This is a genomic window from Enterobacter sp. 01-M-02-SI-ECC, from assembly GCF_047530595.1.
GTDB classification, from domain to species: Bacteria; Pseudomonadota; Gammaproteobacteria; order Enterobacterales; family Enterobacteriaceae; genus Enterobacter; species Enterobacter cloacae_M.
This window is the reverse complement of the sequence record NZ_JBLKCZ010000013.1, coordinates 1-22,682: the sequence shown is the minus strand read 5'-3', so window position 1 is coordinate 22,682 and position 22,682 is coordinate 1. Positions and strand designations below refer to the sequence as shown.

Genomic DNA, 22,682 nt, shown 5'->3' with positions numbered 1-22,682 from the left:
AGAGTTAGATAGATAATCTCATAACTCATTGTTGTGTATGTAAATTTTGCTTATAAGGGTGTCCCAAAATATGTCACAACAACCGTACCAAATCAGACACGCCTATTTACGTGGGCGGCAATGGTACACTAATTTCAAAATCAATGCTTCTGATCGTTTTGTACGACTAACATTGGGGACGGATAGCTTTAAACAGGCTGATCTGATTATGAATCAGATCCGCCCATATATCCCCCTAGTTCAAAACGGTTCTATGAGCCTAGACGAGTTCAAATTGCATCTGCAAGGTTTCCGAGACGCCACAAAAAAGGATTTCGACGAGTACCTACTGAACTGGCTTAGAGGTGGTCTCGAAGAGGCTAAACGATTGCCAGAGTTAGGACGGTATCATAAAGAAATCACTGGTGAGCCTTTATCGCCGTCAGCTACAGCAAACGAAGCGCGAGGCTACGCTAACCACTATTTGGGCAAGATGTACAGTGGCGAAAATATGACAGCCCAAATGATGGTCGCAGCGCTGAAAATGAAAAAGTTAGATGTCAATGAATCCGACCTTGATCAGGTTCATCATATCGCCAGCCAGATAGATATGAATCAGGCTCTTATGTCACAGGCTTATGAAGCATTCTATTCTGGGGATTTGACACGATACCAGCAGATTATTGATTCGATGGGGTCAGCTTTACAAAATGCAGCCCCGGCGGTTATCCCCGCACCAGTGGAGCAAAATACAGCGACAATTGCAGAGGCTGAACCAGCAGACCGCCCAAGTTTGTTAGAAGCGTGGAAGGACTATATAAAGGATAAAGGTCAAAAGTGGCGTAAGCAGACAGCTAACGAAAATCAGCGATTCTTTGATGTGCTCTCTCACGTTGTTGGGGACATTCCCGTCGATAAAATATCTAAACAACATATAAGGGAAGCTCTAAAGGTCGCGGAAAACCTGCCTACTCGAACTAAACTACCTTACTCCAAAATGAGTCTTGCCGAGTGCATAGATTACGATGTCCCCGAGGATGACCTGATCGCCAGCGAGCATGTCCACAAACATTTAAAGCTCTGGCGCTCTTTGTTCAAAACGTATCTAGTCGATCAGAAAGATATTCTTACCAAGTCCCCAACCGATGGGATCACCTACGAGGTGAAGCCTAACCGTGGTGGAAGCTATACATCCAGCGAACTGGGTAGAATCAAAGAATATCTCTTCGCGCTACCGGACAGTAATTATCGAAAATGGTATTTCCTCACCCTGATTTATACAGGCGCTCGCCGTGGAGAGATAGGGGCGATCTGTAGAAACCATATAAGGAAAGATGAAGAGACCGGGCGCTGGTACATCTTTATTGAAGGTGGTAAAACCGAACACGCTCGGCGACAGGTTCCAATCCATAAAGCTATAGAGGCAGGGCTTTTGTCTTGTATAAAAAACCTCAAGGATTCCGAGCATGTATTTGGCAACCTTCCCAACTACACCACCGTAACCACGGATTGGGTAGATATGATGAATGGATTAGACATCCCAGATTATAACGAGTTTGAACTCAAGCGGCGGGTTCATTCACTAAGACACACATTTATAAGCAATGCTATTGCATCAGTTGGGAATTCCTCACTGGTTCAATTTGTCGTCGGTCACAGCAGGACCCAATCCCTTGGCATCACAGCCAGGTATACCCATACACCACCACTAAAGGATCTGCTTACCGTGGTTGATTCGGCAAACCAATAGCTCCCAATTCTTTGGGAAACGACAAACACACATGTGATTGTATTTAAGAAATAAAATCATATACATAGGCCGATTTATTCGGCCTTTTTTGTACACAAAGCAACCTGATTAATTTTTATTGCATTGTAATGAAATGTATGTATAGCAAATTGCAAAGAATACTGTTAATATATACAGGATGAGTTAGAGAATATCAAACAGGCCACAGAGCCACCCACCGCCCTAACTCCTTACTTAACTGTTGAGGAGATCCCCGCATGGCAATGAAAGCAACCTTTAAACCTGATACCCCTTTAACCCGTGACAACCTGATCGCATGGGGTTATGAATACGACGAGAGCGTCCCGTTTGCTATCGTGCGTGACGTTAAACAGGGCCGTGGCAGAAAACACGGTCGTAAAGCTGTGGGCTTCATTGCCAGAGGTAAATCTCTGGTGCGTGTTCCCAACTGTGGGGACGTCCCCGCCTCTGTAATCGCTTGGATTCTCCACAATGGTGATATCCCAGACGGTTACACTATAGCGCTTCAGGACCCGGCAGACAGTCGCCTGAGCAATGCCACACTGATCACCGTAGAGAAAGCCACAGAACGCCGTAAAGCGGCCCGAGTGGCCTCTGCCAGTGGCACCCGTAGTAAGTCCACTCTCCCTCGTGGAATTGTGGAACGTGTCCCCGGCTATTACGTCGCCTCATTCATGCGTAAAGGCAAGCGGACCCACAAGGCGGGCCGGGATCTGGAATCCCTCACCCTGTGGCTAGTCAAAGAGCGTGATGGCTTTAATAAACCACAATTGATACATTTGATGTGTATCAATGAAGTTTCTTTGGTGTATAATGAGGTAGAAATCATATGGAGGTTCTCTATGAAACACACTCCAACCCAAAAAGAAATTGTTGCAATCCTGAATGAGTCTCGTAAAGCAGGAAGCTTTCATTTATGTGGTTCGCGTGAAGAACGTAAAGCTCAGTTGAAAGCCCTTCGTTGTCGAGATTTTTTGCAAGAAGGGAAAAGAGTTGGCGACACAACCCTCTAAGAAACGTGCAAAACGCTTTCACATAAAACGAGTTGAAATTTCAAATAAATACGCAACAAATAGCGAAAAATTTGGATTTGACGAAGAGGTCCAAGATTCTTACGATGATGACTTGTTAAATCTCCAAGAGCGTTGGGAAGAAGACGGTTTCATCGAAGTCTATGATGAAACCATACATGGCAGTAAAGCATCTTATCCCTTAGCTAAAGATTCCAACTCAGTTCCGGGCTCTTCACCCGAATACACGGGCCTTTATCACGCCAGATTGTTAAGTACTGGCGAGAATGATCCTCTTGTCATAGTGACGTTCCAAGGCATTATAATTGATCAACAAGAATACGAAAAAGCAGTGATTGAAGCAATGATTGATCATGACCTTATGTTTCTTCCGCACAGGAAGAAAAATCCTGCGGATCTAAAAATCCAGCGCAAGTGGGTCAGAACTAAATTAGACGAAGAAGATTAACCCCAACTCACTAACCCGCCTTATGGCGGGTTTTTTTATTCTTTTCCTGATGTATACACACGAAAAGCTTTCGCTAACTCCAACTGAAAGGCAAATGACAGACGGGTACGGCTTATCCGGATACCATCAATTATGATGTATGTAGGGTAAGCGGTGACCATGCGCCCACCATATGGGAAGCGTTTCGGGTGGGTAGACTTATCGTTATTCATTTATGTGTCATCCGTCTGGGTGGGGGTGATACCGACAACGGATGATTGATCGAATATCGATAAAAATCAATAACTTAACAGATCCCCATTTCCTGGGGGTGGTACAAGTCCGCCTCCCCCAGCGCCTTATCTTATGTGGGAAAATATCCAGCGCCTTTAGAGTGCTGCCAGGCACCACGAACCGCCCCCCCAGGGGGCCTCGATCATGCTTCACAAATATCTGCACTTGTCAACACTGACCATTCACCCAGCCATCCACTCTTTACACTTCTTGATATTACAGACCCATACCGATTCAACTCTTCAGGCCATCCCTTTGGATTCAATAAGTTAGTAAATACACAATGTGATTCTGTCCTTTTATCCTGTGGACCAGTGGCCCAGCCGGGCCACCCCGGAGGCGTCCGCCTCCCCTGTGCGCCTGTGGCGCGTTATCTTGTGGCAAGCAATACAAACCCACAGGGTTAAGAGTGGTAGCGCCACAGGCGCATACAGAGAGCGGGCCTACAGAGACCCTTTGAGGGGCGAAAGCCTTCGCCCCGATTGGAATTGAGAATAACTATCGTTTACAGGTGAGATTGATTCTCATATCAAAATAAAAAAGCTGGGGATTTTTTCTTGAGGGTAAATTGAAATTTTGCCAGGCAACACTATTACGAAACAATAATTAATTACCAACAAATACAATAACTTAAATGCACCAAGGGAGTCAAATCACCTTACCCGCTTTGTGGTAATAGTACATTAAGCAACCATCTTTTACCCACATAAACAGCCCATAAGGGCCGTTTCTCTCCCCTGCAGGGTCATTACTCTGCCATTAAACGCGATTAAACCCGATTTAATTCACTAAAAAGACACAACTTAAAATTAATAATTTTTGTCGTTTACAAGTGCCTGTTTTTGATCAAGAATCGATCACAGTTAGGATCTGGAGGGTACAAAATGAATTTCGTAGAGGGTTGTAAATCAGTTCAGGAAGTGAAAGCGGTAGCGGTTGAGCTACTCAAACAGGGCAAGGGGCTGACGCTGTACCGTGACGCCTGGTTATTAGGTTATGAATTAATGCTGAGGGTGTCGGATCTGCGCTCTATCCGTTATGACGACATCAAAGGCGATCACCTTGTCCTGTCCCAACAGAAAACCGGTGAATCTGTCCGGGTGAGGCTTACCGATACCGCTAAACGCATCATAGCGGCCCGGAGAGAGGCGAACCCTGATCATGTGTACCTCTTACAGTTGGACAGCCACAGGAGCAAGGGAAAACCTGTGAGCCGCTCCAAATTGCATGAGGAAATTAGCTACGCCGGGGAAAAGCTGGGGCTGAATCTTTCGACCCACAGCATGAGGAAGAGTAAACCAACAATTGGTTATGACAATGGGGAGGATATAGCCGTAATCAGTAAGGCATTAGGGCACAAATCGTTATCAAGTACGCTCCATTACATTGGGGCCACGCAACGCAAAGTAGATGATTTTAGTGATAAATATTCAATAGCGGATCTGTTATGAAAAGCCAGGATATTAGGAATTATGAAAGAGAAAAGGCTCCCACTAGAGGAGCCATTTTTGTATGGGCAGTTAGTTAGGCCCGCCCTGCATAAGCATGTTAAATGCCGCCTGTTCACTACGTTCAATCTCAGATTGCACAAGGTTTTTCACTTGTCCGTCTTGCACCTTCACATTAACGTTCACGTTAAGCGGCTGGTTTAGCCACGCTGGCGGGGCCATCAGTGGATTTCCATACCCGTTTTTGGTTAGCGTCGCTGCGTCTGGTGGGGTGAAGGTTGGGACAGCAACACGAACAGTCTGATCGAGTGCTGCGGTCTGTGCTGCCTGCTGGGTTGCGTTCTGCTGCTTTTCGTACCAACTACCGGAGAAAGCCTCCATGATGTCGGTCCACAAGGTTGGACGGTCTCTATTCTCCTGCACGTTGCGCTTAAACGCTTCCGGGTCTGCCTGAATCTGATCAAGGCGGTCATTCAGAGATACAGCGGCGATTACTGCCGGAAGACCAAAGTTAACGCCACGGCCCGCGCCGATCGGTTTGGTATTCTTCCCAGGTTTGCCCGGTTTACCGTCTTTACCTGGCTTACCGTCCCCCAGAGCTTCAGAAGCGGCTTCAATGCCACCAATAGCGGCGATCCCCTTCATGACTCCCAACAGTTTGGTAAGAGGGTTCAGCATGGTGAGAACCCACTTGAAAGCCCCGCCCAACTTGTAAACAGAGCCAGCGAACAAAGCCACCCCGGCGGCGTATGCTGCCATTTCCCCCCAGGCTTTGATCTGCTCCCCACTGATCCCCATTTTGGCGGCGTAATACTCAATAATGCGGAAGGTCAGGATCACAGTGTCATGCAACTCTGTAAACGCATCTGTGGCACCTTCAACAATCTTCCCGGCGATATGCCCGAACATCTCAAAGGCTCCTCCAGACCCGTCAATAGCGGCGCTGATTGAGTCGAAAGCGTTGGTTAATTCGTTGCCGAAGCCAGAAGTAAAGAAAACATTCATAGCGTTCTGCATACTGGTATTGAGGCGCTGCCATGATGCCCGGTTGGACTTCATAGCCTTGTCAAGTGCTCCGCCGTTCCGGGCCGCTCCCTTCATCTGTTTAGCCACGTGTGGGAGGATGTCCTTAGAGAACAGCTTCCCGTCTTCCATCAACTTAAACAGATCTTTCTCTGTCAGGTTGGTAACGCCTTTCATGTCGTTAAGAGCCTTAACGAACAGACCCACAGAACCGGGGAGAGCTTCGGACAACTGGCCTTTGAGTTCTTCACTCATTACCGTTCCCTTAGACATCATTTGATTGAGCGATTTCAAAGCACGTGATTGCTCATCTGCGGATGCACCAGTTACAAGGCCCCATTCACTGGCACCCTCAAAGATGGATCGCATCTGGTCTTTAGGGAGTTTATCCCCAACAGAGGCCGCAAATTGTGTGTAATCCTTGGATGTTTTAAGCAAATCCAAACCCAAGCGGTTGGACTGTTCTTTGAGATACTCAAACTCTTTAGCGGCTTTCTCTGTGGAACCGGTGATCGCTGTAAGACCAGACATAGCGGATTCAAAATCCTGTCCGGTGGTCATGATCTTGCCGGAGAGCGCAACGGTAGCCGCTAAGGTGATCGCCCCGCCTGCACCCTCGATCATGGAGGTATCCAGTTTGTTTACTTTGGCGGTTACCGGGATTGTTGCTCCCCTCATGCCTACCCGGCCTTGTTGGCGCATGGTTTGCTGAAGGCGTGACACACGGGCGTTATATTCCTGCAATGCCATAGACCCGGCGTGATACTGGCGGGTAAGCTGTCCAAACTCCTGAAGGTGTCCGGCACGTTGGGCCGGGGTCACGTTGGCGTTAGCCGCTGCGGTATTAAAGCGGATGGCTTTAGCTCGGATTGTCTGGAGTTTGCGCTCCGCTGCGATCTGTGCTTTGGCTGCTTTGGCTTCTGCTGCCGCTTTGGCTTTGGCTTCTGCCAGTGCTGCTTTTGCGGCGGCGTCCTGCTGTTTCCGGCGGATCTTGGTGTAGGCGTTTTCCTCAAATTTCATCCGTAGAGGCTTCATTTTAGAGGAGACTTTATCCCACTCTTTCCCCACCTGTTTGATACGGTCAACGATCTTTCTGTAACTCGCTGAATCTACAGTAAAAACTGTTCTATTGACGGTCTTGGTAATAATCACGTTACCGCTCATTATTCAGCCCCTTCCAGATTGATAGCCTTCAGGGTGCGCCCTGCTGCCTTGTTGATGATTACCCGGCGGTGACCTGCTGGCAGGTCTGCGGATTTGGTCAGGAGAGAGACCGGGCGACCGTTGGCGCTGTAGCCCTGATCCTTGTGACACAGAGCAATTCCCCGGCTCTTAATGGTGCGGCCCTTCTGGGCGCTGTCTGCGGCCTCTGTGGAGGCTTCCAACTGTGTACCGTACAGAGCGATAGCCTCATCCAGTGACAGATCGGCCTGTGCCTTGCGGAGTTCACGGGCGGCGGCTTCCTCTTTGGCCTGCTCTACCTGGCGGGATTTCGCCATTTCGTCAAGCTGGCGTTTCAGTAGTTCAAAGGGGTGCATTTGAGAGAGTCCTTATAATGAAAGTGATTACCACTACCCACAGGAGGAGGGAAGCGGGCTTAAAGGGGATATAGAGGAGGGAGGCGAGAAAGTTAGAGAGTCTTGTCTGACGCTTAACCAGTTTGGAACCTAAGTAATCCTTTAGGTCCCATTCCGTTGGGTTGGACATAATTACCGGGATTTAATGATTGCCTGGCGGGCCTGCTGACGAGCTTCAGAAACGATCAGTCGCACACGGCGCATACTCGTCCCTTTTTTGTATACAGGGCTTTCCACGTAGCGGGCGCTGCGGAGGTTCTGTAAAACTTGGTCATACGGGAGCATTTGCTCCACCAGGTAATAGGGTGAAGGTTGGGTAAGAAGTAGGGAGACCATCTTACTGTTGATCCCCAGAAGTTCCGCCATTTTATCCACGCTCAAATTATCGGCGTCCATCTGCTGGGCCAACACTGCCTTTTCTGGCAAGGTGAGCGGGGTCTTCTGGTACTTCATAGGGTTGTGGGAGCGCTTTACTCTCAGCACATAGGCCAACGAAACGTTAAAGGCCGCTTGGATGGCTTTAGCGCTGTGGCCCTGAATACAGGCCCGCTTGATCTTCAGGATTTGATCCGGGGTTAAATGGCTCTCATCCATAATCCGACGGGGCTTGTTTGCTGCTAATTTCTCCGCCAGTGCATTTACTGCGGCTTCCTCTTCAGAGGTTAAGGCGTTGAATTTAGTGGTGATAAAGTTATTCATGCGAGACTCTCCAAAGGGTTGTAAACGGCGGGTGTTTGGTGTAGAGTGTTACTTGTGGGAAATCAATTGCAGACTTTTTAGAAAGCATCACCAAACTGATCAATGGCGCTTTCTTCTGGCTCCAAATATTCAACAGGCAAGCCGTTGACCATCATCACATTAGAGCCAGCCACAAAATTAATAACAGGGTTGCGTAAATCATCGTTTGCGGCCCCCTGCTCTACTGGCACAGGGACAGAAGCGGGACGAACAGCGCCCCCGCTGTGGTCCACAGGAGAAGCTCCAGGCGACGCCGGGCGGCTTCTATGTACGCTGTCAGATCCACACTTAACAATTCCAGGCTGGTTACTTCCTGCATTCTCTACGGTCTCCACGGGTCGGGGTGCTGCGGTTGGTTTGGTTACTTCAGGTTTGGCGGCTTCAGGGGTTCCCACCATTTCCGGGGTGATCGGGCAGGTGCGCCACTCTATCGTTTCGCCCTGCTTTCTCTCCACCTTTTGGATCAGTCCGATCTCTACCATCTCGTTTACAAGTCGCTTCACAGTAGAGCGGGAGGCCCCGAGATAACGCTCCAGAGTGGCGCGGGAGAAATAGGCGATCTGCCCGTTTTTCTCAAAGCCTTGGATCAGGCTGTAAGTGATTTTCATGTTCCCGGTGAAAGTTTTTCCGGCGACCTTCTCAATATTCAGGAGGTCATTTTCCAACATTACAAAACCAGATTTATTTACTGCGGCTGCTGTCATTTTGGGAATCCTTAACAGAGATGGAATTAACGGTTTTCAGGTACTGGCTAACGGCTTTCTTAACAATGGTGTGAACGCTGCCATGTTCACGGGTGGAGGCCAACGCGAAAAGCTGCTCCATAACATAGGGATCGAAGCTGATCCCCAACTCTTTGTTTTTACTCACAGGCAAATCTCCTTTAATTCTGCGATGTCTTCAGCGGTGAGGTTGAGGCCGAACCAATCACCCCACCATGACGCCGGGGCGGTAATAGCCGGGTTGCCAATCGTCACCATTTGGGAGGGGCTAACCTGCGTCAACATTTCGTAAATGTCGCTATACAAAGTCGGCTCCAACTGGTTGATCATCTGCTGTGCATACGCTGACAGCACAGGGGAATCACTCAAATCAACATAAGGCTGATATTTGCTCATTGTTTCCTCTCCAAAAAGTAAATGAATAATTAGTGAACGATAACGGGCAACTCTCCGGTGATACGCTCAAACTGATCCGCCGCTTGCAGCATGATAAAGGCCATCACTTCGTCATATTCCATCGGGACGCCTTTAGCTTCGAAGAGAGATTGGAACGCCATCACGATGGAGGCTTGCATGTCTGTAGACTTGGAAGCGAACAGCGAAACGGCTGCTTTAACTTCAAGTGCTTTCTCTGCGTCCATCTCGGTGACCTTTGCCGCGATACGTTGAGACTGTCGCATAACGCCGGAGGCGCTGGATTTGGTCAATTCAAGTGCCTGCGTAATCGCTTCTACTTCTCTCATACGTCCGGCGGCTTTCATTCGGCTACGGGTTTCTGTCAGGGTCTTACGGGTCAAATCACGCTGATCGACACGATCAACCATTTTTTCAACATCAAGGTAAATACTCATTGCAATCTCCTTTCGGGTTGGTTATAGTATGATGGGGATATTTAAAATATCATTAATCTCCTCATCACAATATCTATTTTACACTATTTGACAATGATTCGCAATAACTTTCTTGTTTTATCTTGCGCTCAGTTGATTATTGTGCTAGAGGCATAGAAAGCCTCTGTAACGCCCTCAGTGAGGCGCAGGGCGTTTAGAAGGCGTTTCCCTGTCTACGTATGAGAAAGCGCCATAGCGGCGCGTTTAGGGGATTCCTGCTGCTTGTGGTTCTGTACGCTGTACCGGGCCGGGACCCCGCCGCCCAGATGTCACCTTCACATCGTTCCGGTGTTTCCCAAAGGCAGAAAAGAAAGGCGCGTTGCGCTTTCTGTTCTGCATTGCCCAAAAGGAGGCTAACCCGTTGGGCGTAGCCTGTCCAAAGAGACAAATCACTTAACCATTAATCAATCTCTAACACTCCCTTAAAGATCTTGACCTGGCCCCTGGGGTTAGTGTTATGGGTTAGTCTTATGATTAGTATTATTGGGGTCCAATGTGAACCCCCTACCGGGTCCAGCCTGAACCCCCTACCGGGGTCAATATGACCCCCCTCCCCTGGAGTGAGCCACACAGGCGAGACTCCACACTGTGGAAAACAGGCCAACGGCCTAAAACCTGGTAAGCCCGGAAGGGCGAGAAGGTTTTAAGAACAGATTATAACGAATGAAATAATTAATTGTGCAAACAATTAGTTATTGAATGAAGTTATAATATAAGATCAATAAAACCGTAGCCCGGGGGGCGAGCGTAGCGAGGTTTTATGTAGTTATATACTCTTGTGTGCCTTTTGGGACACGTCCCTGTTCAATTATCAATCAATAATCCCTCCACCCTCTCCAACCTTCTGTAAAGCTCTCCAGCGCGTCCACCACTGCGGCAAGGTTATTTATCATCTTACCCCATTAAAACCCCGTGGAGGCTCTCCCATGGCACCTGTGGGATGCTCCCGCCCCTCTCCTGCGTGGCTCCTCCGTACCAGCCGCAAGATCTACCCACATTATCATATAACACACCAATCAACACAATGCAATTAATTTTTATTGCAAATGATAATCATTCGTGTTAAACTAATATACATGGTGTGGGATGTGGTGAGTATGTCGAAATCGCCGTTTTGCAGCTTACCGCCCCGCACCTGTACAGAACTTTCATTAACGTGTGCTTTAGCCAGCCCCTGTGGGTCTGTACTGAGTGAGCCGGGCGGACTTCTCCCCCGCCCCGGCCCTCACCCAAAGTGTTCTTTCAACTCCACTTGCCAGAATGCTTTGTGTGCGGTCCTCTCCTCAAGTTCCGCCGATTGTAGTTTCTCCTACGATTCAAAACGCCTCTAATCATAGGGCTTGCTCCACAGGCCCTATTCTAAAGCGTCGCTAAAAGTCTCTTAGACTGCGGCTCTTCAGAATACAAGCGATCTCCTCGATTGTAGCGACCCTCCACGGGGTCTCAGTTGGGCCGGGGGTGGTTCCCCAGTTGCAACGATAAACTATTGATTTTCTTCGATGGTTTCCGGGCGTATTTCAGGCGTCCGTTTTCCTCTGTGGCTTCTTTGCTGAACCATGAAAGCAAATCATGTAAGGCTCTGAGGCTACACAGGAAAACAAGTGATCAGACAGTAAGTTACATCGCCTTCATCCCGGTGTCTCCTTCCAGGTTCTTTTTTGTGGTTATTTGCCCATCGGCTGGCGGTTGCTCCCGTGACGCTGGCGGGTGAGTGACCACAAAAAAGAGGTTTACACCTCCCCCCACCCTGCGAGGGTGAGAGAGAGCCAGATTAGAAAGGGCGGCGAGGAAGCCGCCCTCTTCTATTCAATCCACGGCCTCCCATCTTCCAACAATTCGGATTGCCCTCTCTGGCGGTCCTTATATCCGGTGCAAAGCCGGATCACCCTGTGGACTCTCTCCACGTCTAAAACCCTCCATAAGGAAAACCTTTATGAAAACTTCCGAGCGCTACCCGGTAACGCAAGGTGACGTAATCGTGAATTACGCCTCCAGCCTGTTTGACCGCACCGAAGTAACCGCCCCAAGCCTCCCGGCTGACGTCTTCTGTGGCGATATTCTGGACGGCAAAAGTTTTGCCTTGTTCGACTCTGACGCCGCTGACGCTGGCAAGCCGATCATTAACCTTTCCAATATGTCCGCCGATGGCAAGCCCAAAACGCTGGTTATCGTGGATCGCCATGTTGTGATTACCGATTTTGCCCTACGTGCTAAAGACGCCGCGAGCAAAAAAGCCGCACTGGAAGCGCTGACAGCCTCCGGTGATATTCGCCTGGCTATCAACGCCGATTACTTCAAAGCATAAGGAAATCACACAATGGCTATTGATTTTAAACAGTTTGAAAAGCTGGACACTGTAGCGGCGATCAAAGATCAACCAGCAGGTAATTACCTGATCACTGATCTGGGTATCTTCTCCGATGTTAACTCAACCACTCCAAACGCCCAGATTGTGGATATTGTGGAAACTCAGGTTAGCGAACTGGAACAGGTTGCCCGTTATGGCACCGAAGTTAACGCGATCAAGATGGATAAAACCATCCTGCGTAACCAGGAGATCCCACACTATGCCACTGAGGCGGATGTAAAAACCGCTGACTGGCAAGGCCTGGTAAGCCCGGCTAACCCGGATCAGGCTCAGGCGATCACCTCTGTTATTGCTGATAAAGCTATCCGTATGCGTAACTATCATCTGGAAACAGTTGAAAGCACACTGGCCCGTGCCCTGTTCAAACAGTCCGCCAAAGCGGCTAAAACGGATTCGGGCGATGTGGATTTTAATTCGGTATTCGGCACCGCCCCGCTGAGTTTCGACCTCGACGGATCAGCAGGCGCTAACGTCTATGCACAGCTTGCGAAGATTCGCCGCATGTTGGTTAAAGAGTACGGCGCGAGCCGCTCTTATCTGGATCGCTTCTTTGTCTTCTGCTCCCCGGATCTGTATGACGCACTGGCGAGCCACCCGGAAGTAACCAGCCTGATCACCAACAAAGTGGCGGAAGCTGCAAAAGGCGCTCTGATCCCGGTTAACACCGCGGGTTATGACTCCTTCAGCATTGGCAACATTACTTTCATTCTGGCGGACGATGACCGCTACGAAATCGAAGAAGGTTCCGGCCTGTTCGTTCCTAAGTTCAATACAGCAGATCGTAACCCGTTCAAACTGGTACATGGCCCAGCATCCCGTAATCAGGATATTGCCGCTAAAGGTGTGATCAGCCCTTACTACCAGAAAGTAATGACTGACCGTTACGGCATGGTGACCGTTCACCAAGAGGCGAGCTTCATTCCTCTGAACCTGCGCCCGAACTACATGCTGAACGTCAAGCTGAAGTAATGCACATTTCCCCCGGTCGCGCCCTTTGGGTATCGGCTGGGGGTTATCTCTTCCGGTTATATTCATTTTTACTTTTACACTGAGGTGACATATCAAAGTTACAATTAATATACCTGGCTCCGGGGCCGTGTACGTATCTGGCGCGGCGGAAGTCGTAAACCGTAAAGCACTGTGCAGAGAGTTGGGCCTGTGTAACGTGATCTTTAGCCGCCTGGAAAAGCAACACGGCTTTGAATACGCGCTTAACGTTATGATCGCTAAACAGCGCCTAAGAAGTAAGTAACATATTGAATTTTAAAGAGGCTGGCCTTAACGGGTCGGCCTTTTTGCATGTTATAAGATGTTTAAGTTACTATCATCGAACTGTTTTTAGTTCATAAAGGGAAATAAAATGAGTAATCAACTAATAAAAAAATTGTCCGAAGATATGGCATACGCCATCCTTGAAAACAAAGAGATCAAGAGTGTTGTTCAGGGGGTTCTGGTCTTTTCGTCTTGTGTAGATGGCGGCATGATTGTGACTTCTGGTGATCCTTTGCACATTAAATGCTCACAAGGTGAATTCGACATACCATTAAACGGTCGTTCAATGTTTGAGGCATTAGTTGAGGCATTCGAGAAAACCTATTACGCCCCTCTTCTCAGCAAGTAGTCCATTCAGCAAAAAAGGCCATTCGAAATGCGAATGGCCTTTTTTTATACGTGTACAACTTTACCGTGATCTAACTGTAGTAATTGGATGGCAAAATGACTGTAACAAATCAATCTTCTCTCAAAATCAAAGAATTATTAAATTCATTACTTTCAATCACTTAAAAGAAAAATCACAAAATTACTTTCGCCTTCACAGGCGTCGAATCAGGTCAAAAGAGGGCTGAGCCCTGCTTTGATGGCCGCGTAGTATATCTGCTTATACCTTTACAAGAAAGGCTTTACGTCACCCACGCCTTCACGAATCACTTCTGGTGCATCTTCGGTTAAGTCGACCACGGTGGTCGGCTGCTGGCCGAGATAGCCGCCGTGAATAATCAGCTCGACCACCTTCTCAAGACGATCTTTGATCTCTTCCGGATCGGACTCGGTAAACTCACTTCCGGGCAGCATCAGCGAGGTAGAAAGCATCGGTTCGCCGAGGGTTTTCAGCAGCGCCTGCGCAATCGGGTTCGACGGCACGCGCATACCGATGGTTTTGCGTTTCTCCTGCAGCAGACGACGCGGTACTTCCTTCGTGCCCTTCAGGATGAAGGTGTAGTTGCCCGGCGTGTTGTTCTTAATCAGGCGAAACGCCACGTTATCAACATACGCATAGGTCGACAGCTCAGAGAGATCGCGGCACATCAGAGTAAAGTTATGGCCGTCCGGCAGCTGGCGAATACGGCAAATGCGCTCCATTGCCCCTTTATCTTCAATTTTACAGCCCAGCGCATAGCCTGAATCGGTCGGGTAGACAATCACGCCACCTTTGCGGACGATCTCCACGGCCTGGTTGATCAGACGTGGCTGCGGGTTATCCGGATGGATATAGAAAAACTGACTCATACTTCCCTCTCTTCAATTTGCTGCGGCTGTTCCCAGAGCTGCCAGACCGGCTCAACGCCAGCGGGCAACCAGAGCTTGCGCCCCAGTTCGATCCACGCGCAGGGCTGATGGAAATCAGAGCCCTGTGACCCAAGCAGGCCGAACTGGCGGGCATAGGTCGCGAGCTGCGCGCGCTCGTTGGGCGCCTGCTGACACTGGGCGACTTCCATCGCCTCGCCACCGCATTCGGCAAAGTGTGCCAGCAGCCTTTTCAGCCATTTAGCAGAAAGATTATACCGCCCAGGATGGGCCAGCACGGCCTTACCACCAGAATGATGAATCACATCAATAGCTTGTTTTATTGTACACCACTGTGGCGGAACGTATCCGGTTTTACCGCGTGCCAGATACTTTTTAAAGACGTCCGCCATGTTCGTCGCTTTGCCCACGTCGACCAGAAAACGGGCGAAATGACCGCGGGTGACCGCCCCGCCATTCGCCATTTTTTGCGCGCCTTCCAGCGCGCCCGGAATATGCGCCTTTTCCAGACGCTCGCCGATCATCTCTGCGCGCTGATTGCGGCGCGTTTTTTGTTCTTGCAAAAATGCCGTAAGTGCCGGATGGTCTATATCGATGTTCAGGCCAACAATATGAATCTCATGGTTTTCCCAGACGGTCGAGATCTCGACGCCGGACACCAGATTCAGCGCCAGCCCGCTGCGGGCAATCTCTGCGCGCGCCGCCGGAATGGCATCAGTGGTATCGTGATCGGTTATCGCCAGCGTGCCGACGCGCATTTCAACGGCGCGATGAACCAGGGCTTCGGGTGTCAGCAGGCCGTCAGAGGCCTGAGTATGGCTGTGTAAATCATAAATAATGGCGTAGGTGGTATCGCTCAAAGCACTTCCCATAACAGGTTGGAGACATCCGAAAACACCATGATACCGACTTAACGCGAAATTCTGAAATCAAGGGTTGACAACTTGCCACCGAACCAGTTAACTAGTACGAAAGTTCACACGAGAAAGGTATCTGAAAATGACAGCACATTTCGCTCTTCACGGCTGGTGGCGCACTTCCTGATCTTCGGGCAGTGTCACGCGTCTGCGAAATGCAAACAGATACCCGCCCGCTACCCAGCGGGCTTTTTTTTGAACAAAATATGAGAACAACAACATGCAAACAGCCAAACCTCATCTCGAACTGCTGACCTGCGAGGCGGCCTATCGCCACAACCCGACCGCGCTGTTTCATCAGGTGTGCGGGGCACGTCCGGCAACGCTGCTGCTGGAATCGGCGGATATTGACAGCAAGGACGATCTCAAGAGCCTGCTGCTGGTCGACAGCGCGCTGCGCATTACCGCTTTAGGTGACACTGTCACCATCAAGGCATTATCAGACAATGGCGCATCGCTGCTGCCGCTGCTGGATGCCGCCCTGCCATCGGGCATTGAAAATGAACGTCATCCAGAAATGCGCATTCTGCATTTCCCGCCGGTGAGCCAGCTGCTGGACGAAGACGCGCGCCTCTGCTCCCTGTCCGTTTTCGATGCCTTCCGCCTGCTGCAGAATCTGGTCACCGTGCCGGAAGACGAGCGTGAGGCGATGTTCTTCGGCGGGCTGTTTGCTTACGACCTGGTTGCCGGTTTTGAAGATTTGCCGGAAACCGAGCAGGGCAATCGCTGCCCGGATTATTGCTTCTATCTGGCTGAAACGCTGCTGGTGATCGACCACCAGAAGCAATACACCCGCATCCAGGCAAGCCTGTTCACGCCGTCTGCCGCTGAGAAAAACCGTCTTGAGCACCGCATCGCTCAGCTGCAGCAGCAGATGACGGAAGCACCACCCGCGCTGCCGGTGCAGCGCGTGGAGAAAATGACCTGCGACGTTAGCCAGACTGACGATCAGTACGGCGCCGTGGTTCGCCAGATGCAAAAAGCGATTCGCGCCGGGGAAATTTTCCAGGTCGTGCCGTCCCGTCGCTTCTCACTGCCCTGCCCATCGCCGCTCGCAGCCTACGACGTGCTGAAAAAGAGTAACCCAAGCCCGTACATGTTCTTCATGCAGGACAACGAATTCACGCTGTTCGGCGCCTCGCCGGAAAGCTCGCTGAAATACGACGCCACCAGCCGTCAGATTGAGATCTACCCGATTGCCGGTACCCGTCCGCGCGGACGCCGCGCCGATGGCTCGCTGGACCGCGATCTGGACAGCCGCATCGAGCTGGAGATGCGCACCGACCATAAAGAACTCTCCGAGCACCTGATGCTGGTTGACCTGGCGCGTAACGATCTGGCACGCATTTGTACTCCCGGCAGCCGCTACGTGGCGGACCTGACCAAAGTCGACCGCTATTCGTTCGTGATGCACCTGGTCTCCCGCGTGGTCGGCGAGCTGCGCCACGATCTCGACGTGCTGCACGCCTACCGCGCCTGCATGAACATGGGCACCCTCAGCGGCGCGCCGAAAGTACGCGCCATGCAGCTGATTGCTGCCGCCGAAGGACGCCGTCGCGGCAGCTACGGCGGCGCGGTGGGCTACTTCACCGCCCACGGTGACCTCGACACCTGCATCGTAATCCGCTCTGCCTACGTTGAAGACGGTATCGCCACCGTTCAGGCGGGTGCCGGGATTGTTCTTGATTCTGTTCCGCAGTCTGAAGCTGACGAAACGCGCAGTAAAGCCCGTGCGGTCCTTCGCGCCATTGCTACCGCACACCATGCACAGGAGATTTTCTGATGGCTGACATTCTGCTGCTCGATAATATCGACTCCTTTACCTATAACCTGGCAGATCAGCTGCGTGCGAATGGCCACAACGTCGTTATCTACCGCAACCACGTTCCGGCGCAGACCCTGATTGACCGTCTGGCCACCATGCAAAACCCGGTGCTGATGCTCTCCCCGGGGCCAGGCGCGCCGAGCGAAGCGGGCTGTATGCCGGAGCTGCTGACCCGCATGCGCGGCAAACTGCCGATCGTCGGCATCTGCCTCGGCCATCAGGCGATTGTTGAAGCCTACGGCGGCTACGTTGGCCAGGCGGGTGAGATCCTGCACGGTAAAGCGTCCAGCATTGAACATGACGGCCAGGCGATGTTTGCCGGGCTGCCGAACCCGCTCCCGGTCGCGCGCTATCATTCGCTGGTTGGCAGCAATATTCCCGCCGGGCTGACTATCAACGCCTCGTTTGAAGGTATGGTGATGGCGGTGCGCCACGATGCGGACCGCGTCTGCGGCCTGCAGTTCCACCCGGAATCAATCCTGACCTCCCATGGCGCCCGCCTGCTGGAGCAGACGCTCGACTGGGCGTTACAGAAGCTGGAGCAGACCAACACCCTGCAGCCGATTCTGGAAAAACTGTACCAGGCGCAGACCCTGAGCCAGCAGGAGAGCCATCAGCTCTTCTCCGCCGTGGTTCGCGGTGAGCTGAAGCCTGAGCAGCTTGCAGCCGCGCTGGTGAGCATGAAGGTGCGCGGCGAAAGCCCGCAGGAGATCGCCGGTGCCGCCACGGCACTGCTGGAAAATGCCGCCCCGTTCCCTCGCCCGGACTATCAGTTTGCGGATATTGTCGGTACCGGCGGTGACGGCAGTAACAGCATCAATATCTCCACCGCCAGCGCCTTCGTGGCGGCGGCGTGTGGTTTGAAGGTCGCGAAGCACGGCAACCGCAGCGTGTCCAGCCGGTCAGGTTCTTCCGATCTGCTCGCCGCATTCGGTATTAACCTCGATATGAACGCCGAGCGTTCCCGTGAAGCGCTGGATGACCTGGGCGTCTGCTTCCTGTTTGCGCCGAAGTACCACACCGGTTTCCGCCACGCGATGCCGGTTCGTCAGCAGCTTAAAACCCGCACGCTTTTTAACGTGCTCGGCCCGCTGATCAACCCGGCCCACCCGCCGCTGGCGCTGATTGGCGTTTACAGCCCGGAACTGGTTCTGCCGATTGCCGAGACGCTGCGCGTGCTGGGTTATCAGCGTGCCGCCGTGGTGCACAGCGGCGGTATGGATGAGGTTTCTCTTCATGCGCCAACGCTGGTGGCCGAACTGCGCGACGGTGAAATCCTGAGCTATCAGCTGGAGGCTGCCGACTTCGGCCTTGCGCCATACCATCAGGAAGCGCTGGCTGGCGGTACGCCGGAAGAAAACCGTGACATTCTCACGCGCTTATTACAAGGTAAAGGAGAGGTCGCCCATGAGGCCGCCGTTGCTGCCAACGTCGCCATGCTGATGCGTTTGCACGGTGAGGAAGACCTGAAGGCCAACGTTCAAAAAGTTCTGGATGTACTGCGCTCCGGTGCAGCTTACGATCGCGTTACCGCACTTGCGGCAAGAGGGTAAAGAATGCAGACCGTTTTAGCGAAAATCGTTGCCGATAAGGCCATCTGGGTGGAAGCCCGCAAGCAACAGCAGCCGCTTGCCAGTTTCCAGAATGACGTCGTCCCGAGCAGCCGTCGTTTCTATGACGCCCTGCGGGGTACGCGCACCGCGTTTATTCTTGAGTGCAAAAAAGCGTCCCCCTCCAAAGGCGTTATTCGTGACGATTTCGATCCGGCACGTATTGCCGGCATTTATAAGCATCATGCTTCAGCCATCTCCGTGCTGACGGATGAGAAATATTTTCAGGGCAGCTTCGATTTTCTGCCCATCGTCAGCGGCATCGCGCCGCAGCCGATCCTGTGCAAAGACTTTATTATCGACCCGTATCAGATCTGGCTGGCGCGTTTTTACCAGGCCGACGCCTGCCTGCTGATGCTCTCGGTGCTCGACGATGAGCAGTATCGCCAGCTTTCCGCCGTGGCACACAGCCTGAATATGGGCGTGCTGACCGAAGTGAGCAACGAAGAGGAGCTGGAGCGCGCGATTGCGCTGGAAGCCAAAGTGGTCGGCATTAACAACCGCGATCTGCGCGACCTGTCCATTGACCTTAACCGTACGCGTCAGCTGGCGCCGCGTCTGGGGTCTGGCGTCACGGTGATCAGCGAATCCGGCATTAACAGCTACGCCCAGGTGCGCGAGCTGAGCCACTTCGCCAACGGTTTCCTGATTGGCTCCGCCATGATGGAACATGACGATCTCAATGCGGCTGTGCGTCGCGTGCTGCTGGGTGAAAACAAAGTCTGCGGCTTAACCCGCGAACAGGATGCTCAGGCCGCGTATGAAGCCGGGGCGATTTATGGCGGGCTGATCTTTGTGGATTCATCTCCTCGCGCGGTCAGCGTAGAGCAGGCGCGTAAGGTCATCGCAGCGGCTCCGCTCAGCTACGTGGGCGTTTTCCGCAATGCAGATATTGCAGACGTTGCGGCAAAAGCCGACGCGTTATCCCTGAGCGCGGTGCAGCTCCACGGCGATGAAGACCAGATCTATATCGATGCCCTGCGCGCCGCGCTGGCACCACAGGTGCAGATCTGGAAAGCGCAAAGCGTTGGCGATACGTTGCCCTCGCGTAACCTGAACCACGTGGATAAATACGTCCTCGATAACGGCCCGGGCGGTACCGGCCAGCGTTTTGACTGGTCGCTGCTGAACGGCGCAAAGCTGGACAACGTCCTGCTGGCGGGTGGATTAGGCCCGGATAACTGCGTAGAAGCCGCTAAAACCAGCTGCGCAGGCCTCGATTTCAATTCAGGCGTAGAGTCCCAGCCGGGTATCAAAGATGCCAGCAAGCTGGCCTCGGTTTTTAAAACTCTGCGTGCATATTAAGGAAGAGAAGATGACGACATTACTTAACCCGTATTTTGGTGAGTTCGGCGGGATGTACGTCCCGCAAATCCTGATGCCCGCGCTGCGCCAGCTGGAAGAAGCGTTTGTCAGCGCGCAGAAAGACCCGGCGTTTCAGGCTGAATTTACCGACCTGCTGAAAAATTACGCCGGTCGTCCGACCGCGCTGACCAAATGCCGCAACCTGACGGAAGGCACCAAAACCACGCTGTATCTGAAGCGTGAAGACCTGCTGCACGGCGGCGCGCATAAAACTAACCAGGTGCTGGGTCAGGCGCTGCTTGCGAAGCGTATGGGCAAAACCGAAATCATCGCCGAAACCGGTGCGGGTCAGCACGGCGTGGCCTCTGCGCTTGCCAGCGCCCTGCTCGGTCTGAAATGCCGCATCTATATGGGAGCAAAAGACGTTGAGCGTCAGTCTCCGAACGTCTTCCGTATGCGTCTGATGGGAGCAGAAGTGATCCCGGTGCACAGCGGCTCCGCGACGTTGAAAGACGCCTGTAACGAAGCGCTGCGCGACTGGTCTGGCAGCTATGAAACCGCACACTATATGCTCGGTACCGCGGCTGGCCCGCACCCGTTCCCGACTATCGTGCGCGAATTCCAGCGCATGATCGGTGAAGAGACCAAAGCGCAGATCCTCGAAAAAGAGGGTCGCCTCCCGGATGCGGTGATCGCCTGCGTCGGCGGCGGCTCCAACGCCATCGGTATGTTCGCAGACTTTATCGACGACACCAGCGTGGGCCTGATTGGCGTCGAGCCTGCCGGTCACGGCATTGAATCGGGTGAACACGGCGCGCCGCTGAAGCATGGCCGCGTGGGGATCTACTTCGGGATGAAATCCCCGATGATGCAAACCGATGAGGGTCAGATTGAAGAGTCTTACTCTATTTCTGCCGGCCTCGACTTCCCGTCCGTCGGGCCGCAGCATGCGTATCTGAACAGCACCGGCCGCGCGGACTATGTCTCCATTACCGATGACGAAGCGCTGGAAGCCTTCAAAACGCTGTGCCGCAGCGAAGGGATCATCCCGGCGCTGGAGTCTTCGCACGCGCTGGCGCACGCGCTGAAAATGATGAAAGAAAACCCGGAAAAAGAGCAGCTGCTGGTGGTGAACCTTTCCGGACGCGGTGACAAAGATATCTTCACCGTTCACGATATTCTGAAAGCACGAGGGGAAATCTGATGGAACGCTACGATAACGTATTTGCAGAGCTGAAATCGCGCCAGGAAGGCGCGTTCGTTCCCTTCGTCACCCTGGGCGATCCGGGCCCGGAACAGTCGCTGAAGATTATCGACACCCTGATTGAAGCCGGGGCCGACGCGCTGGAGCTGGGTATTCCGTTCTCCGATCCGCTGGCGGATGGCCCGACCATCCAGAACGCAACGCTGCGCGCATTTGCCTCCGGCGTGACGCCAACCCAGTGCTTCGAGATGCTGGCGGCGATTCGCCAGAAGCACCCGACCATTCCGATCGGCCTGCTGATGTACGCCAACCTGGTCTTTAACCGCGGTATTGATGAGTTCTATGCCGAGTGCGCGCGCGTGGGCGTCGACTCCGTTCTGGTGGCAGACGTGCCGGTTGAGGAGTCTGCGCCATTCCGTCAGGCGGCGATGCGCCATAACGTCGCCCCGATTTTCATCTGCCCGCCGAACGCCGATGACGAACTGCTGCGCCAGATTGCCTCTTACGGACGCGGGTATACCTACCTGCTCTCCCGCGCGGGCGTGACCGGTGCCGAGAATAAAGCCGCCCTGCCGCTGCATCATCTGGTGGAGAAGCTGGCCGAGTACCATGCCGCGCCTCCGCTGCAGGGGTTCGGGATTTCATCCCCGGATCAGGTCACCGCAGCGATTGACGCGAAGGCGGCTGGTGCCATCTCCGGCTCCGCGATTGTGAAGATCATCGAAAAGAACGTGGACAAGCCCGAGCAGATGCTGGCCGATCTGAAAGCGTTTGTGACCGCAATGAAAGCGGCGACGCGTAAAGCATAACCCTTCCACCGTCTGGCTTCCTGCCAGACGGTTACCCTTCCGGGTTATCACTCTTCATGCTGCTGACGTGCGGGCTGCTATTTAAGAACGCAATTGACAGGCCAGTAATGATGAATGCCTTGACCTGCTCCCCGTTGATTAGTACACCCCGATGTTAGTAATGTCTTCATAAGCCACATGAGGACATCCCCATGAAGAAGCGTTTTTCCGACGAACAG

22 protein-coding genes and 1 other annotated feature are annotated in these 22,682 nt (G+C 52.3%); of the genes, 13 read left to right on the top strand and 9 right to left on the bottom strand.

Going from position 1 to position 22,682, the window contains the following annotated elements:
• Positions 1-70: 70 nt before the first annotated feature.
• The 4 genes from ACMWLG_RS16555 to ACMWLG_RS16540 all read left to right on the top strand — a co-directional run bounded on the left by ACMWLG_RS16555 (position 71) and on the right by ACMWLG_RS16540 (position 4,953).
• Positions 71-1,729 (top strand): tyrosine-type recombinase/integrase, encoded by a 1,659-nt coding sequence (locus tag ACMWLG_RS16555; RefSeq protein ID WP_045620488.1) that lies wholly within the window; start codon positions 71-73, stop codon positions 1,727-1,729.
• Positions 1,730-1,986: 257 nt separating this feature from the next.
• Positions 1,987-2,763, top strand: coding sequence for an HNH endonuclease (locus ACMWLG_RS16550; RefSeq protein ID WP_045620489.1), 777 nt, complete (start codon positions 1,987-1,989; stop codon positions 2,761-2,763).
• Positions 2,744-3,229, top strand: a complete 486-nt coding sequence (locus tag ACMWLG_RS16545; RefSeq protein ID WP_047634933.1) for a hypothetical protein — start codon at positions 2,744-2,746, stop codon at positions 3,227-3,229. Before ACMWLG_RS16550 ends, ACMWLG_RS16545 begins: the two co-directional genes overlap by 20 nt.
• A gap of 1,157 nt (positions 3,230-4,386) precedes the next feature.
• Positions 4,387-4,953 (top strand): tyrosine-type recombinase/integrase, encoded by a 567-nt coding sequence (locus ACMWLG_RS16540; protein ID WP_045404858.1) that lies wholly within the window; start codon positions 4,387-4,389, stop codon positions 4,951-4,953.
• Positions 4,954-5,022: 69 nt separating this feature from the next.
• Here the strand turns inward: ACMWLG_RS16540 and ACMWLG_RS16535 are convergent, their stop codons facing one another.
• From ACMWLG_RS16535 to ACMWLG_RS16505, 7 genes are all read right to left on the bottom strand, one after another.
• Positions 5,023-7,137 carry a tape measure protein gene (locus ACMWLG_RS16535; RefSeq protein ID WP_226855170.1) on the bottom strand — a complete coding sequence of 705 codons (2,115 nt, stop codon included), beginning with the start codon at positions 7,135-7,137 and terminating at the stop codon, positions 5,023-5,025.
• The gene (locus tag ACMWLG_RS16530) at positions 7,137-7,511 is read right to left on the bottom strand and encodes a hypothetical protein (RefSeq protein WP_045404861.1); all 375 of its coding nucleotides are present in this window, start codon (positions 7,509-7,511) and stop codon (positions 7,137-7,139) included. The genes ACMWLG_RS16535 and ACMWLG_RS16530 overlap by 1 nt, the downstream gene beginning before the upstream one ends.
• 171 nt (positions 7,512-7,682) lie before the next feature.
• Positions 7,683-8,249 (bottom strand): hypothetical protein, encoded by a 567-nt coding sequence (locus ACMWLG_RS16525; protein ID WP_045620492.1) that lies wholly within the window; start codon positions 8,247-8,249, stop codon positions 7,683-7,685.
• Between the two features lie 77 nt (positions 8,250-8,326).
• Positions 8,327-8,992, bottom strand: a complete 666-nt coding sequence (locus ACMWLG_RS16520; RefSeq protein ID WP_045404868.1) for a helix-turn-helix domain-containing protein — start codon at positions 8,990-8,992, stop codon at positions 8,327-8,329.
• The gene (locus ACMWLG_RS16515) at positions 8,970-9,158 is read right to left on the bottom strand and encodes a hypothetical protein (RefSeq protein WP_025653397.1); all 189 of its coding nucleotides are present in this window, start codon (positions 9,156-9,158) and stop codon (positions 8,970-8,972) included. The genes ACMWLG_RS16520 and ACMWLG_RS16515 overlap by 23 nt, the downstream gene beginning before the upstream one ends.
• A complete protein-coding gene (locus ACMWLG_RS16510; protein WP_045404871.1) occupies positions 9,155-9,406 on the bottom strand; it encodes a hypothetical protein in 252 nt (83 codons plus the stop codon). Before ACMWLG_RS16510 ends, ACMWLG_RS16515 begins: the two co-directional genes overlap by 4 nt.
• A 29-nt stretch (positions 9,407-9,435) precedes the next feature.
• On the bottom strand, positions 9,436-9,861 hold the full coding sequence (locus ACMWLG_RS16505) for a hypothetical protein (protein ID WP_045404873.1): 426 nt from the start codon (positions 9,859-9,861) through the stop codon (positions 9,436-9,438).
• 1,972 nt (positions 9,862-11,833) lie between these two features.
• Between ACMWLG_RS16505 and ACMWLG_RS16500 the strand changes: the two genes are divergently transcribed.
• The 3 genes from ACMWLG_RS16500 to ACMWLG_RS16490 all read left to right on the top strand — a co-directional run bounded on the left by ACMWLG_RS16500 (position 11,834) and on the right by ACMWLG_RS16490 (position 13,889).
• The gene (locus tag ACMWLG_RS16500; protein WP_045404875.1) at positions 11,834-12,205 is read left to right on the top strand and encodes a hypothetical protein; all 372 of its coding nucleotides are present in this window, start codon (positions 11,834-11,836) and stop codon (positions 12,203-12,205) included.
• A gap of 12 nt (positions 12,206-12,217) precedes the next feature.
• Positions 12,218-13,237, top strand: coding sequence for a major capsid protein (locus tag ACMWLG_RS16495; protein ID WP_045404877.1), 1,020 nt, complete (start codon positions 12,218-12,220; stop codon positions 13,235-13,237).
• A 391-nt stretch (positions 13,238-13,628) separates the two neighbouring features.
• Positions 13,629-13,889, top strand: coding sequence for a hypothetical protein (locus ACMWLG_RS16490; RefSeq protein ID WP_045404880.1), 261 nt, complete (start codon positions 13,629-13,631; stop codon positions 13,887-13,889).
• 266 nt (positions 13,890-14,155) lie between these two features.
• On the opposite strand, the gene ACMWLG_RS16485 is transcribed toward ACMWLG_RS16490, so the two are convergent.
• Complete coding sequence (locus tag ACMWLG_RS16485) at positions 14,156-14,776, bottom strand: L-threonylcarbamoyladenylate synthase (RefSeq protein ID WP_023344334.1); 621 nt, start codon at positions 14,774-14,776, stop codon at positions 14,156-14,158.
• Positions 14,773-15,654: an RNase RNM gene (gene rnm, locus ACMWLG_RS16480; protein ID WP_045404883.1), complete on the bottom strand. Its 882-nt coding sequence runs from the start codon at positions 15,652-15,654 to the stop codon at positions 14,773-14,775. Before rnm ends, ACMWLG_RS16485 begins: the two co-directional genes overlap by 4 nt.
• Before the next feature lie 139 nt (positions 15,655-15,793).
• Here rnm and trpL point away from each other — a divergent pair, with 139 nt between their 5' ends.
• The 6 genes from trpL (at position 15,794) to trpA (ending at position 22,464) form a co-directional block, all read left to right on the top strand.
• The gene (gene trpL, locus ACMWLG_RS16475; RefSeq protein ID WP_071524153.1) at positions 15,794-15,838 is read left to right on the top strand and encodes a trp operon leader peptide; all 45 of its coding nucleotides are present in this window, start codon (positions 15,794-15,796) and stop codon (positions 15,836-15,838) included.
• Positions 15,815-15,908: a sequence feature (Trp leader region), on the top strand. Its footprint overlaps the gene before it by 24 nt.
• 23 nt (positions 15,909-15,931) lie before the next feature.
• Entirely contained in the window at positions 15,932-17,494 is a 1,563-nt protein-coding gene (locus ACMWLG_RS16470; protein WP_045404885.1) for an anthranilate synthase component 1, read from the top strand.
• Entirely contained in the window at positions 17,494-19,089 is a 1,596-nt protein-coding gene (trpD, locus tag ACMWLG_RS16465; RefSeq protein ID WP_023312079.1) for a bifunctional anthranilate synthase glutamate amidotransferase component TrpG/anthranilate phosphoribosyltransferase TrpD, read from the top strand. The genes ACMWLG_RS16470 and trpD overlap by 1 nt, the downstream gene beginning before the upstream one ends.
• Before the next feature lie 3 nt (positions 19,090-19,092).
• Positions 19,093-20,451: a bifunctional indole-3-glycerol-phosphate synthase TrpC/phosphoribosylanthranilate isomerase TrpF gene (gene trpCF, locus ACMWLG_RS16460; protein ID WP_045404888.1), complete on the top strand. Its 1,359-nt coding sequence runs from the start codon at positions 19,093-19,095 to the stop codon at positions 20,449-20,451.
• A gap of 10 nt (positions 20,452-20,461) precedes the next feature.
• On the top strand, positions 20,462-21,655 hold the full coding sequence (gene trpB, locus ACMWLG_RS16455) for a tryptophan synthase subunit beta (protein WP_023312081.1): 1,194 nt from the start codon (positions 20,462-20,464) through the stop codon (positions 21,653-21,655).
• Positions 21,655-22,464, top strand: a complete 810-nt coding sequence (gene trpA / locus ACMWLG_RS16450) for a tryptophan synthase subunit alpha (protein WP_045404890.1) — start codon at positions 21,655-21,657, stop codon at positions 22,462-22,464. The genes trpB and trpA overlap by 1 nt, the downstream gene beginning before the upstream one ends.
• The last annotated feature ends 218 nt before the right edge of the window (positions 22,465-22,682 follow it).